We start from the raw sequence: 13493 nt of genomic DNA, 5'->3' as shown, positions 1-13493 counted from the left end.
CCCGGTTTCGCATACCCTGTGAAAAAGAACTTATAATGGCGAGCGGCAGTGCGTAGCCGTTAGGTTGGCAAACCCAAATCCACGGAGGCAAGTGTGAACCTACACGAGTATCAGGCCAAAGAGATCCTCGCCAAGTACGGCATCCCGGTTCCCCCCGGCAAGATCGCCTTTACTGCCGACGAGGCCAAGCAAATCGCCAGCGAGTACGGCGACCTGGTGGTCATCAAAGCCCAGGTGCACACCGGTGGGAGAGGCAAGGCCGGGGGCGTCAAGCTAGCCCGAACCCCTGAAGAGGCCCGTGAAAAGGCCACCCAGATACTGGGCCTTAACATCAACGGCTTTATCACCAAGAAAGTCCTGGTGGCCAAGGGTCTGCACATTGCAAAGGAATACTACGCAGGCATGATCCTGGATCGGGTGAGCCAGCGGGTGGTGTTAATGCTCTCCAAGGAAGGGGGAGTGGACATCGAAGAGGTGGCAGCCACCCGCCCTCAAGCCCTGATCAAATACCCCATCGACCCTCATAAGGGCCTGCGCCCCTTTGAAGCGCGCGAGCTGGTTAAACGCGCTGGCATGGAGGGCAACCTCAACAAGCTGGCCGATGTGCTGGTCAAACTCTACCAGGCTTATGTGGGTATTGATGCTTCTACCGCCGAGATCAACCCGCTGGTAATCACCGACTCCGGCGAGGTGGTCGCTGCCGACGCCAAAATTGTGCTGGATGACAACGCCCTCTACCGCCACCCCGACCTGACCCCGCTGCGCGAGTTCGAGGCCGAGCACCCCCTCGAGGTCGAGGCATCCAACTACGGCTTTAGTTACGTCAAGCTCGACGGCAACATTGGCGTTATCGGCAACGGCGCCGGGCTGGTCATGTACACCCTCGACCTGGTTCAGCGCTGCGGCGGCAAGGCAGCCAATTTCCTGGATATCGGAGGCGGTGCCAAAGCCGACATCGTGTACAACGCGCTCAAAGTAGTGCTTAAAGACCCCGACGTGAAAGGCGTCTTCATCAACATTTTTGGAGGCATTACCCGTGCCGACGAGGTCGCCAAGGGTGTCATTCGCGCGCTGGATGAAGGCCTCCTCACCAAACCAGTGGCTATGCGCGTCGCCGGTACTGCCGAGGAAGAAGCCAAAACCCTTCTGAAAGGCCGCCCCGTGTATATGTACCCCACCTCGGTTGAAGCCGCCAAAGCCATCATCTCGATGACGGGAGGTACGAAGTGAGCATCCTGGTCAACAAAGACACCCAGGTCATCGTGCAAGGCATTACCGGACGTGAAGGGGCCTTCCACACCGAGGCCATGATGAAGGCTGGCACCAAGGTGGTCGCGGGTGTAACCCCCGGCAAAGGAGGCCAGACCATGCTGGGGGTGCCGGTCTACGACACCGTGAAGGAAGCCACCGCTCACCACCGGGTGGATGCCTCTATTATTTTTGTGCCCGCTCCAGCCGCGGCCGATGCGGCCCTCGAAGCAGCACATGCCGGTATACCCTTGGTGGTGCTGATCACTGAGGGCATCCCCACCCTGGATATGGTCAAAGCCGTGGCCGAGATCAAGGCCATGCAGAACGTCCGCCTAATTGGGGGCAACTGCCCTGGCCTTATCACCCCCGAAGAGTGCAAGCTGGGCATCATGCCTGCCAGCGTATTCAAGAAAGGTCGGGTTGGGCTGATCTCCCGCTCGGGCACCGTTACCTACGAAACCGCCAAGGCCCTGTCGGACGCAGGGTATGGCATCTCCACCTGTATTGGTATCGGGGGCGACCCCATCATCGGCACCACCTTCAAAGACCTGCTGCCCCTCTTCAACGAAGACCCAGAAACCCACGCGGTTGTGCTTTGCGGCGAGATTGGCGGCTCCGATGAGGAGGACGCCGCCGCCTACGTTAAGGAGCACATGAAGAAGCCGGTGGTAGGTTTTATTGGTGGGCGCAGCGCCCCCAAGGGCAAGAAAATGGGCCACGCTGGGGCCATCATCATGGGGAGTGTCGGCACCCCGGAAAGCAAGCTGGCCGCCTTCGCCGAGGCCAACATACCCGTAGCCGATACCATCGACGATATCGTGGAGCTGGTGCGCGCCAAACTTGGCTAGCCTTGCAGCCGCAACCCGGCAGGGCCGTGCCTAACCCTGTCGGGTTTTTTCTTACGTTTTGGCAGAAAACACTTTCCACCAGCTCGCTTCTTCAATCAGCCGCCGACCACCCAGACTTTTGAGCAATTGGTTGGATGCTGGTCGTTGTCAAAGACCAAAGGCATCAAAAAACCACGTCCGCACCAGGCCGAGAAAGCTACCCAGGGGTTGCCGGAACACTGTCAGCAGCAACAGCATGGCCACAATGGCATAGGTGGGGTTTGCTTCCAAGCGCCAAATGTAAGGGTGCCAGCGCAAGGGGAGAAAGCTTTGCAAAATTTTGGAGCCATCCAGGGGTGGAATAGGCAGTAGATTGAACACCGCTAAGGTCAGATTGATGCTGGCTGCCACAGCCATAGCCTGGGCTACGATTAAGACGCCATGGCTGGGGTTCTCTAAAAGACCGGATACAAGCATCCAGCGCAGCAGTCCGGCGAGTAAGGTGGCAATGCATAAATTAATGCAAATTCCCGCTATCGAGACCACAAAAAGCCCAAGGCGATACTGGCGAAAATTGGGTGGATAAATAGGCACGGGCTTAGCCCAGCCAAAACCAACCAGGAGAATCATAATGGAGCCGATGAGATCCAGGTGCTTGATGGGGTTGAGGGTTACCCGGCCCTGGTCTTTGGCGGTCGAATCGCCCATCCACAGCGCCGTGATGGCGTGCCCCCACTCGTGCAGGGCCAGTGAGATCAACAACACCAGCACCACCAGCACAAAAGCCAGGGGGTCGCTTTGCAAGAGCGGCAGTAAACCCATCTACAAGCCAATCGCAGCAAACAGGCTGTTCAGCAAACCACTCAGGCCCTCCCGGATGGCCGGCAGAATCCCGGTCAGATTCAAAACCAGGAAGATAAGAAAAAAGCCCACAAAGCCATAGCTTTGTAGCTGATCCATAAAACGCCGCGCTTCAGGGCTGCCAATCGCATACACCACCCTTGCCCCATCCAGGGGAGGCACGGGAAATAAATAGACCGCGGCATGGCTGATCATCAGGGAACCGGCTACCGTCAAGCCCAGGGCAATGCTCGAGGTCGCCGGCCCCAGGCTGTCCAGAAGCCTTCCGAGTAAGATGTAAAAGAAGGCAGCCACAAAGAACCCCAGCGGCCCCATCAGCGCGGTCTGGGCTCCTCTGGAGCCATACAGCCGCCAGGGAACCAGGCGTGGAAAGCCAAAGCCAAGCAGCGCCAGGAAAATAAGACCCAGACCATCCAGGTGTACCCTTGGCTCCACCGTTAGGAAGCCGTAACGCCTGGGGTCGCTGTCTTTGTAGCGGTCAGCCAGATAGGCTTGGAACAGGTTATGAACAACCAGGCCAAAAGCAGCGGCGGCAAAGGCCACCAGATAGGCCAAGGGATCTCTACCTAGGAGCTCAAAGAAAAACATGTCGCTACCAGTTTACGGGTTTACGAGCGTTTAGGTTAGTTTCCAGTCGAGGGATCACGACGCCGGCCCATCAGCAAAAGGCTCAATGCGCATAGAAAAGCGCATACCTGGCTCTAGGGCAGATAGGCCAAGGGGTTACGGGCCACCCCTCCCACCCGCACCTCAAAGTGCAGGTGAGGGCCGGTGCTCCACCCCGTCGAGCCCACATAACCGATGAGGTCTCCCCTATCTACCCACTGCCCCGGGCGAACCACAATCCGCGACATGTGGGCATAAAGGGTCTCCTGTGCCCCACCGTGGTTGATAATCACATGCAAGCCATAACCATAGCGGCTCCACCCGGCGGTATCGACCTGCCCGGCCCTGGCTGCGTAGATGGGTGTGCCTATAGGCGCGGCCAGGTCGATACCGGTATGGAAGCGCTGGAACACCCCACGCCGCCCAAAGTAGGTGGTGATGGTAAAGTTTGAGATCGGCCAGCGGTAGCCGGCCGCGGCTACCACCGCATTGGCCGGGCGCAGGCGGGGTTGGCTTTGCGTCTGCTGTTGCAGGCGCGCCCGTGATTGCGCCTGCAAGCGACGCTGCTCAGCCAATTGCTTTTGTCGGGCCTCCTCCTGCTTGCGGCGCTGCTCGGCCAACCGACGGGCTTCCTCTTCACGGGCCTTGCGTTCAGCTTCCTGAATTTGCAGAAGGCGCTGGTAGGTGGCCCTGGCCTGCACCCTGGGCAACAAGATTAAATCGCCGGCCCGCACATCGGTGGGCGAGTCCAGTCCGTTGGCCTTGGCCACTTCGTTCACCGAAAGACCAAAGCGCTGAGCCAGATCGTGGATGGTCTCCCCTTTCCTGAGCTGTAGTAGCAAACCGGGCTCCCCCGTAGGAATGTACAGGGTGGAGCCCACATCGAGGCGATCCAGACTTTGCAAGCCGGGGTTTGCCGAGACCAGCCCAAGAATGGTAAGGTCGAAACGCCGCGCAATCGATTCTACGGTATCACCGCTGCGCACAACATAGGCCCGAACGCCGGGGGGGAGGCGGATCTCATCGTTGGTCTCTTCAACCAGAGGGATGCGCAGCTCCTGCCCAGGCCGCAGCACAGCGTTTTGTAAACCGCTGCTGTAGATGATGGCCCTGGCATCTACCCGGTATCGGCTGGCGATCTGGCTCAGGGTATCGCCGGGGCGCACGGTGTAGATCACCCAGCCTTTGCGTGCGGGTGTACCCACTTTGATCTCGGTTCCAGGCAGGTTGGGCTGGTTCAGCCCCAATGGCAGACTGAAGATTCCCGTCGCCAAAACACTGCTCAAGAGTTCGCTGATAGCCAAGTCAACCTCCGAGGCTGCGCTTTTCTTTGGAAGTTACCTAAAAAGCAACAGCTCCTTTAGTGGAACCTCAGAATGTAGCGTAGAGCATTTTCTGGGTTCCCGATGACTTCCGGAGGAAGTATACCTACTTTCCACCCAAAGTTGCAAGGAACTCTTTGTTGGTCTTGGTGCGAGACAGGCGCGCAAGCAGCATTTCCATGGCCTCGGCCGGATCCATATCGGCCAGCACTTTACGCAAGAGCCACATTTTTTGGATTACCTCCTCGCCTAGCAGCAGCTCCTCGCGGCGGGTACCCGACTTAAGGATGTCAATGGCCGGGAAGATGCGGCGCTCTTCCAGCCGGCGCGAGAGGTGCAACTCCATGTTGCCGGTGCCCTTGAACTCTTCGAAGATTACATCGTCCATGCGGCTGCCGGTTTCGACCAGGGCCGTAGCCAGGATGGTGAGCGAGCCGCCGCCGCGAATGTTGCGGGCAGCCCCCAAGAAGCGCTTGGGGAAGTGCAGGGCGGCGGAGTCCAGACCGCCCGAAAGGGTGCGCCCGGTGGGCGGTGTGACCAGGTTGTTGGCCCGGGCCAGGCGGGTGATGGAGTCCAGCAGAATCAGAACATGGCCGCCTTCCTCGACAATCCGGCGGCTCCGCTCGTGCACGAACTCGGCCACCCGGATGTGGTTCTGCGGCGGCTCATCGAAAGTAGAAGCGATCACCTCGGCCCCCTCGACCGACTCGCGGAAATCGGTGACCTCTTCGGGGCGCTCGTCAATTAGCAGCACGATCACTTTGATGTCGGGCTCGTTTCTGAGCACGGCTCGAGCCACCTTCTTCAGCAAGGTGGTTTTACCGGCTTTAGGGGGCGCCACAATCAGGCCGCGCTGCCCCCGTCCAATGGGCGCCAACAGGTCGATGACGCGGTTGGAGGATTCTTCCCCGGTGGTCTCGAGGATAATCTGCCGGTCGGGGAACTGCGGTATCAGGTCGTCGAACTTGGGGCGTTTGGCGGCCGCCTCAGGGTCGAGGTTGTTGACCGCCTCGACCTTCATCAGTGTGCCGTAACGCTCGTTTTCGCGGGCCATGCGGGCCTTGCCCACTACATAATCGCCGGTGCGCAGTTGGTACTGTTTGATCAGGCCAGCCGAGACGATGGCCGTGCGGGAGTCCATGTCATAAAGGTCTTCCTGCAAAAAGCCATAGCCATCCTGGCTGATTTCAAGGTAGCCCTTGGCGATTACCAGGCCCTCCTCGCTGGCCTCCTGCGAGAGCAGGAGCATGACCAGTTCGTCTTTAGACAGCTTTTTGTAGTTGGGGATGCCGGCTTCCGCAGCCAGTAGGTGCAGCTCAGGCAGGATGCGGCTGGAGAGCTCCTGGTAGCTCAGCGGAACCTTGTTCTCGACCTTGCGGCGGATTTTCTTGCCGGTGCGGGTCACGGTGACCTGGGCTTCGGCGTTGGGATCGGCAGTGCTGGATTTGGGCATGGTGGTTACTCCATTTTGCTTATTTGCTTAGGTTTTGCGTTTCTATACTTTTGGATTGGCTTTGGCCCAGTCTTCTAAAAAGGCCTTGAGCCCCAGATCGGTCAGGGGGTGCTTGACCAGCTGCTGGAAAACCTTGGCCGGCATGGTGGCGATGTCGGCCCCCAGCATGGCCGCCTGGGTCACGTGGCGGGGATGGCGGATCGAAGCGGCCAGAATCCGGGTGCTGAGGTTCTGCACCTGGAAGAGTTCGGCAATTTCGCGGATTAATTCCATGCCTTCCCAGGAGATGTCGTCGATGCGGCCCAGGAAGGGCGAAACACACCAGGCCCCGGCCTTGGCGCATAGCAGGGCCTGATTGGCCGAGAACACCAGGGTCATGTTGATGCGGATGCCTTCATCAGAAAGCGCTTTGCAAGCCTTAAGGCCATCCACGGTGGTGGGCAGCTTGACCACCACGTGCGGATCGATGGCGGCCAAACGGCGTCCCTCGGCGATCATCTCGGCAGCGGTGGTGGAAACCACCTCGGCCGAGACCGGGCCCTGCACGATCTGACAGATTTCCTTGATGGTGGGCTCGAGCGGGCGGCCCGACCTGGCGATCAGGGAGGGGTTGGTGGTAACGCCAGCCAGCACACCCCAGGCGGCTATCTCTCTGATTTCACTCACTTCAGCAGTATCCAGGTACAGATCCATGGCGCATGTACTCCTTCCCGCTTCTGGTCAGGTTTGAACGGGTTTTCCAGGCGAGTATATCGCCGACCAGCGATGAGAAACAAGTGATTTGGTTGTTGACGCGGGATTAGCAGCTTGCTACCATTCAGGTTAGCCGGTTGCCAGCAGTGCAATATAGCACAGGCTTCAGCCGGTGTAAAGAGCTGGGGACAGGTAGGCTTTCAAAGCCCATACAGCGAGCCTGGGAGGGTGTGAGCCAGGCGGCAACCTGAAAGCCGAGGATCACCCCAGGCAGCCTGGGAAGAAAGGGCCAGCGGGCCTGAGTAGAACCCAGCGGGTGCGCCCGGAACAGCGCAGATGAGGGCCTGAATAAAGTCGAAGAAGCTGTTGCGAGCATCGGCGATATTCAGGAAGTGCGGTGGTAACGCGGGAAACCTCGAGCCGAGCTTCTCGTCCGCACCTGAGGAACTTTGGGTCACAGGTCGGGCGGTTTTTATTTGTGACCCGCCCTCAGAAAGGAACCAGGTTATGGTGGAGGAAAAAAAGCTGTTTCAAGAGGTGACCGAGACCAATTTCCCCAAACTGGAAGAAGCTGTACTGGCTTTTTGGCGTGAGAATCAAATTTTTGCCAAGTCGGATCGAAAAGCCGCACCCAAGGGCGAGTTTGTCTTTTACGAAGGCCCCCCCACCGCCAACGGCAAGCCAGCCATGCACCATGTGCTGGCCCGCAGCTTCAAGGACATCTTCCCCCGCTACAAAACCATGCAGGGCTACCATGTCACCCGCAAGGGGGGCTGGGACACCCACGGCCTGCCGGTAGAGATTGCGGTGGAGAAAAAGCTGGGCGTGCTGGGCCGCAAAGCCCTGAACAGCCAGGAGATCGCCGAGTTTACCAAGCAGTGCCGGGAGTGGGTTTTCGCCAATATCGAGGACTGGAACTACTTCACCGAGCGCATGGGCATGTGGCTGGACCTCGAGAACGCCTACGTGACCTACCACAACTCCTACATCGAGTCGGTCTGGAACCTGCTCAAGCGCATGTGGGATAAGGGCATGGTGGTGCAGGACTACAAGGTGGTGCCGCTCTCGCCCCGCATCTCCACCACCCTCTCGCAAAACGAGATTGCCGATGGTTATCGGGAAGTGGACGACCCCAGCGTGTATGTGCGCTTCCCCTTGAAGCTCGAGACCACCCCGCCCGCGGTACGGGAAAAACTCCAGGCCCAGGGGGTGCGGCTCGAGGATTTAGAAAACCTGGCTATTCTGGTCTGGACCACCACCCCCTGGACGCTGCCCTCCAACACCATGGCCGCTGTGAACCCAGCGATGGACTACGCCGTGGTACGGTCGCCCTCGGTGGGCCACCTGATTTTTGCCACCGAGGCGGTGGAGCGGCTCAAAGAGCTGCACAAGGAGGAGCTCGAGGTGATCGCACACCTCAAGGGCGCCGATCTGGAGTGGTGGGAGTACACCCCCCCCTTCCCCGAGGTGTGCGTGGAGCTGGGCGTGGTACAGCAGCAAGGGGAAAAGCGCCCCGATGGCCGGCCGGTGATGCACTTTATCGCCCTGGCCGACTTCGTGAGCGCCGAGGACGGCTCGGGGATTGCCCACGAGGCCCCAGTCTACGGGGCTGAAGACCTGGAGCTGGCCCGCCAATACGGCACGCCCTTGCTCTTTGGCACCAACGAGTACGGCCTGATGCAGGTTACCGACGAGCGCGGCAAGTTTTTCAAAGATGCTGATAAGGGCTTGATCCGCATCATGAAGGAGCGCGGGTTGCTGTACCATGCCGGGCAGATCCGCCACCGCTACCCCTTCCACGACCGCACCGGCGACCCCATCCTGTACTTCGCCAAGCCGAGCTGGTACATCAAAACCTCCAACTTCCGCCAGGCCCTGTACGACAACAACGAGAAAATCCACTGGATTCCCGAGCACATCAAGCACGGCCGCTTCGGCAACTGGCTCAAGGACAACGTGGACTGGGCCATCAGCCGCGAGCGCTACTGGGGCACGCCGCTGCCCTTCTGGGTCTCGGAGGATGGCTCGGAGTACATCTGCGTGGGCAGCGTGCGGGAGCTTTCCGAGCTGGTCGGCCGCGACTTGAGCGACCTCGACCTGCACCGCCCCTACGTGGATGAAATTACCTTTGTCAAAAACGGCAAAACCTTCCGCCGGGTGCCGGAGGTGCTCGACGTCTGGTTCGACTCGGGGGCCATGCCCTACGCCCAGTGGCACCTGATGGTTGACCAGGACGGCAAGCCGCTGCCCGGCTTTGAGGCCAACTTCGAGCTGTGGCGCAAGCACTTCCCCGCCGACTACATCTGCGAGGCCATCGACCAGACCCGCGGCTGGTTCTACTCGTTGCACGCCATCTCGACCTTGCTGTACGACCAGCCCTGCTTCAAAAACGTCATCTGCCTGGGCCACCTGGTGGACGAGAAGGGCCACAAGATGTCCAAAAGCAAGGGCAACGTGGTGGAGCCCCTGCCCATGTTCGACAAGTACGGGGCCGACGCGGTGCGCTGGTATCTGTTCACCGGTTCGGAACCAGGGGAGCAAAAGCGCTTCTCCGAGCGCCTGGTGCAGGAGGCCCAGCGGGGTTTTCTGGGCACTTTGTGGAATGTGTACGGTTTCTTTGTGCTGTACGCCAACCTAGACAGGCCCAACCTGAACCAGCGCCCCGCTGTGCAGGAGCGTCCCGAGATGGATCGGTGGCTGGTAGCCCGCCAGCAACAGCTCATCCAGCAGGTCACGGCTGCCCTGGATGCTTACGACGCCCGGGGGGCCGGCAAAGCCCTCGAGCAGTTTGTGGAGGAGCTATCCAACTGGTACGTGCGGCGCAACCGCCGGCGCTTCTGGAAAAACGAGAACCCCGCCGACCGCGAATCGGCCTATGCCACCCTGTGGGAGGCCCTGGTCACGGTGACCCAGCTCGCCGCACCGTTCACGCCGTTTATCGCCGAGGCCCTGTGGCAAAACCTGGTGCGCTCGATTCAGCCCGAGGCCCCCGAGTCGGTGCACCTTTCGGACTGGCCCCAGGCCAATTCCGATCTGATTGACTCGACGCTTCTAACCCAGATGGGTGCGGTGGTGAGGGTTGTGGGCCTGGCTCGAGGGGCTCGAGCCACCAGCGGCATCAAGACCCGCATGCCCTTGCCCAGGGTGCTGGTCACCGCCCCCAGCGAGGCCGAGCTGGCCGGTCTGCGCCGCTTTGCCGATGAAATTGCGGAAGAGCTGAACGTGAAGCAGGTAGAGGTGCTGGGCCTGGGCGAGGAGTTGCTAACCTACCGGGTGCTCCCCAACCTCCCGCTGCTGGGCAAGAAGTATGGCAAGCGGGTTCCGGCCATCCGGGCCGCCCTGGCCGAGCTCGATAGCCAGATGGTGGCGCAAACCCTCAAAGCAGGGCGGGGTTTGAGCCTGGAGCTCGAGGGCGAGCGCATCGTGCTGGAGCCTGCGGAGGTGCTGCTCGAGGCCCTCTCGCCCGAGGGCTTTGCTGCCCAGGAGGAGGGGGGTTATATGGCGGCGCTCGAGGTTCGCCTCGATGAAGACTTGCTGCTCGAGGGGCTCAGCCGCGACCTGATCCGGCTGGTGCAGCAAGCCCGTAAGGATATGGGCCTGAACGTTTCGGATCGCATCCATCTAACCTACCAGGCCGAGGGCAAGTACGCGCAGTCCTTGGCTAGGTTTGGCTCGAGGCTTCAGGAAGAAACCCTGGCCCTTTCCCTGGAGCCAGGCGAACCGGCCGGTTTCATCACCGAGCTGTCCGACGAAGAGGGCTCCGTCAAGTTTGGTCTGAGCAAGGCCTAGGGCTGAAGCGGTTCCTGCTGGTAGGCCCGGCAGGAACCGCTTTACCGGGCCCCCAAGGCACAGCAAAGCGGCGACAAAATCGATGGCCCCACAGGTCTGGGGCAATTTTCATCATTCGCTACGAGAATCAAAAAAGTCGCACCAAAGGCCGCGCCGCGAGAAGGTTCAAAGCAGCAAGCACTAGCGGGCCGGTTTGAAAAAATCGACCTCGCCCAGAACGGGGTTGATTTCCACCTCCATCACCTCACCCCGCGCCGCCAGCACACCCCCCACGTAGTTCTCCCAATTGTGCGGTAGGCGCACCCCCTGCACCGATCGGTAGTTGGTGAAAAAGGTGATGCTTTCGCCCACGCCCGGAATATCCAGGCGCTCACCCAGCAACAGCCCATCGGGGTTGAGCAGGTAGGTGCTGACCCAGCCCTGGGTGCTCACGGTAAGCAGGCGTCCGGCCTGGTTTCGTAGGCTGCCCGGGGTCACGCTGGCCCGCTCCCGATTGCTGCTGCCATATTTGAGGCCCAGCCAGCCGGTGTAGAGGCTCGAGCGCAAAATCTCCCGCTGATTCTGTGGAAGGGGCCTCAAGGAGGTCTCGCGGCTCCAAAAGAAGCTTTCCTGGGGACTGTACTGCTGCAAAGCCAGCGGGATGGGGTTGGAGGAGCCCAGGCTCTCGGGGTCGTAAAGCTCAAGGCGGACGCGCCGGTTGCTAAAGTCCACCAGCAGCAAGGTTACGATGCGGCTCTCCTCTTTACCGTCGGGCAGGTAGTAGATATTGGTCGTCACCTCACGATAGGTGTTGAGGTTAGCCAGGGCCGCACCCCCTAGAACGCTGCGCGCGCGCTCGAGGAGCTGCGCGGCCTCGGGTGAAACCTGGGCCCATGCCAGGCCCAGCCCAACCATCCACGCCAAAGCAGCTATACGCTTGATCATCCTGCCGATGACCTTAGCACGAAGCGGTTTTGTTTCTATGAGTTTATGTAGAGCTTTTCACGATAATCACTTTGTGAAAACAGTATTCGCCCAGAAACAGCCCGGTAGGGTAAAGTTCCCCTCGTGGACTTTCAAGGTTTGCTTGCCGATCTGAACCTCGACGCGTTTTTTGTCTCCAACCCCCACAACGTGCGCTACCTATCTGGTTTCGTAGAGGGCAAGGATGCCAAAGTGGTCATTACCCAGGACGGCCCCACCCTTATCACCGACGGCCGCTATCTGGTAGAGGCCGCCCAACAGCGCTTCCCATACCGCATCCTGCTCAACCGTGCCGAGATGAACAAGCTGCTAGCCGAGTTTTTCCGGGGCCGGGTGGGCATCGAGGCCGAACACCTGAGCGTGGCTGCCCTGGAGGGGTTCCGGCAGGATTTCCCGGACCTCGAGTTCGTACCCACCAGCGGTGTCTTTGAACGGCTGCGCCGCCGAAAAAGCCCCCAGGAAATTGAGCAGATCCGGCGGGCGGCCCATCTGGCTGATCAGGGTTTCTCCCACATTCTGCCCTACATCAAGCCAGGGGTACGGGAAATTGAGGTGGCCCTCGAGCTGGAGTTCTTCCTGCGGAAAAATGGTTCCGAAGGGCTGGCTTTTAGCACCACCGTGGCCTCGGGGGAACGCAGCGCCATGCCCCACGGGGGCGCCAGCAACCGCATTATCCAGGCGGGGGAATTGGTTACGCTGGATTTCGGCTGTGTGATTGGGGGCTACTGCTCCGATATGACCCGTACGGTGGCGGTGGGCCAGGTCTCGAACGAGTTGCGCAGCATCTACCAGGCCGTGCTGGAAGCCCAGACCCTGGCGCTGGAGGCCGTCGCCCCCGGCAAAACCGGTCGCGAGCTGGACACACTGGCTCGAGCGCATCTAAAGCAGCTTGGCTACGGGGAACACTTCACCCACAGCCTGGGGCATGGGGTGGGCTTGTTCATACACGAAGCCCCCAGCCTGAGCCAGGCTTCGGAGGATGTCCTCGAGGTCAACCAGGTGATAACCATTGAGCCCGGCGTCTACATCCCGGGCCTCGGCGGCTGCCGTATCGAAGACCTGGTGCTGGTCACCGAGCAGGGCCACGAGGTGCTATCCAGAAGCCCAAAGCATCTGATGGAGCTATGAAGCGCTGGCTATCGCTGCTGCTGCTGGGCGGTCTGGCCTGGGCCCAGGGCTATGTGGTGCAACCAGGTGACACCCTCGAGCGCATCGCGCGGCTGTTTCAGGTGAGCGTGTCCGAGCTGATACTGCTCAACGGGCTGATTCAAGACCCATTACCAGCGGGTCTGCAGCTCAACATTCCAACCTCGGCCTGGGATCCCATGAACCTGGAAGTTCTTCCACTACCCGAACCCACCGAAGAACCCCCCGCATGGGTCTTTCTACCCCTGCCAAAAGCCCCGCTGGAAGTGCGCACCCCCGCCCCTCGACTGGTTCAACAGGGCCTGGCCTCTTGGTATGGGGCGCGCTTTCATGGGCGCCGCACCGCCAGCGGCGAGCGTTTCAACAAATACCATCTGACCGCAGCCCACCGCACCCTGCCCTTCAATGCGCAGGTGCGCGTGACCAACCTGCAAAACGGCAAGAGCGTGGTGGTTCGGATCAACGACCGGGGCCCTCACATCCGGGGCCGCATTATCGACCTATCTTATGCTGCTGCCCGCCTGATCGGGATGCACCAAAGCGGGGTTGTGCTGGTACGAGTGGAGTGGCTTAAGTGAAGTA

At 60.3% G+C, this 13493-nt stretch carries 11 protein-coding genes; 5 read left to right on the top strand and 6 right to left on the bottom strand.

The features are described 5' to 3' along the window. Positions 1–93 precede the first annotated feature (93 nt). Both sucC and sucD read left to right on the top strand, forming a co-directional pair. Positions 94–1230: an ADP-forming succinate--CoA ligase subunit beta gene (gene sucC / locus MRUB_RS06930; protein WP_013013648.1), complete on the top strand. Its 1137-nt coding sequence runs from the start codon at positions 94–96 to the stop codon at positions 1228–1230. After that, positions 1227–2099 (top strand): succinate--CoA ligase subunit alpha, encoded by an 873-nt coding sequence (sucD, locus tag MRUB_RS06925; RefSeq protein WP_013013647.1) that lies wholly within the window; start codon positions 1227–1229, stop codon positions 2097–2099. The genes sucC and sucD overlap by 4 nt, the downstream gene beginning before the upstream one ends. Positions 2100–2246: 147 nt before the next feature. Here the strand turns inward: sucD and MRUB_RS06920 are convergent, their stop codons facing one another. The 5 genes from MRUB_RS06920 to fsa form a co-directional block, all read right to left on the bottom strand. Beyond that, complete coding sequence (locus tag MRUB_RS06920) at positions 2247–2900, bottom strand: site-2 protease family protein (protein ID WP_013013646.1); 654 nt, start codon at positions 2898–2900, stop codon at positions 2247–2249. Continuing rightward, a complete protein-coding gene (locus MRUB_RS06915) occupies positions 2901–3527 on the bottom strand; it encodes a zinc metalloprotease (RefSeq protein ID WP_013013645.1) in 627 nt (208 codons plus the stop codon). Between the two features lie 113 nt (positions 3528–3640). Then, positions 3641–4849: a LysM peptidoglycan-binding domain-containing M23 family metallopeptidase gene (locus tag MRUB_RS06910; protein WP_013013644.1), complete on the bottom strand. Its 1209-nt coding sequence runs from the start codon at positions 4847–4849 to the stop codon at positions 3641–3643. A 124-nt stretch (positions 4850–4973) separates the two neighbouring features. Then, positions 4974–6251, bottom strand: a complete 1278-nt coding sequence (rho, locus tag MRUB_RS06905) for a transcription termination factor Rho (protein WP_024050148.1) — start codon at positions 6249–6251, stop codon at positions 4974–4976. A gap of 111 nt (positions 6252–6362) precedes the next feature. After that, positions 6363–7013 carry a fructose-6-phosphate aldolase gene (fsa, locus tag MRUB_RS06900; protein ID WP_013013642.1) on the bottom strand — a complete coding sequence of 217 codons (651 nt, stop codon included), beginning with the start codon at positions 7011–7013 and terminating at the stop codon, positions 6363–6365. Between the two features lie 525 nt (positions 7014–7538). Between fsa and ileS the strand changes: the two genes are divergently transcribed. Continuing rightward, positions 7539–10802, top strand: coding sequence for an isoleucine--tRNA ligase (ileS, locus tag MRUB_RS06895; RefSeq protein ID WP_197057659.1), 3264 nt, complete (start codon positions 7539–7541; stop codon positions 10800–10802). A gap of 180 nt (positions 10803–10982) precedes the next feature. Here the strand turns inward: ileS and MRUB_RS06890 are convergent, their stop codons facing one another. Continuing rightward, positions 10983–11726, bottom strand: coding sequence for a hypothetical protein (locus tag MRUB_RS06890; RefSeq protein WP_015586567.1), 744 nt, complete (start codon positions 11724–11726; stop codon positions 10983–10985). Positions 11727–11849: 123 nt separating this feature from the next. Between MRUB_RS06890 and MRUB_RS06885 the strand changes: the two genes are divergently transcribed. Continuing rightward, a complete protein-coding gene (locus tag MRUB_RS06885) occupies positions 11850–12893 on the top strand; it encodes a M24 family metallopeptidase (RefSeq protein WP_013013639.1) in 1044 nt (347 codons plus the stop codon). After that, positions 12890–13489, top strand: a complete 600-nt coding sequence (locus MRUB_RS06880) for a septal ring lytic transglycosylase RlpA family protein (protein WP_013013638.1) — start codon at positions 12890–12892, stop codon at positions 13487–13489. The genes MRUB_RS06885 and MRUB_RS06880 overlap by 4 nt, the downstream gene beginning before the upstream one ends. Positions 13490–13493 lie beyond the last annotated feature (4 nt).

The organism is Meiothermus ruber DSM 1279, assembly GCF_000024425.1.
GTDB lineage: Bacteria > Deinococcota > Deinococci > Deinococcales > Thermaceae > Meiothermus > Meiothermus ruber.
This window is presented reverse-complemented; position numbering and strand designations above follow the sequence as displayed.

Bases quoted from the DNA above. Each gene is read 5' to 3' on its own strand.
- MRUB_RS06915 (WP_013013645.1), bottom strand. From the start codon at position 3,527: ATGTTTTTCTTTGAGCTCCTAGGTAGAGATCCCTTGGCCTATCTGGTG.
- fsa (WP_013013642.1), bottom strand. From the start codon at position 7,013: ATGGATCTGTACCTGGATACTGCTGAAGTGAGTGAAATCAGAGAGATA.
- MRUB_RS06890 (WP_015586567.1), bottom strand. From the start codon at position 11,726: ATGATCAAGCGTATAGCTGCTTTGGCGTGGATGGTTGGGCTGGGCCTG.
- MRUB_RS06880 (WP_013013638.1), top strand. From the start codon at position 12,890: ATGAAGCGCTGGCTATCGCTGCTGCTGCTGGGCGGTCTGGCCTGGGCC.
- MRUB_RS06920 (WP_013013646.1), bottom strand. From the start codon at position 2,900: ATGGGTTTACTGCCGCTCTTGCAAAGCGACCCCCTGGCTTTTGTGCTG.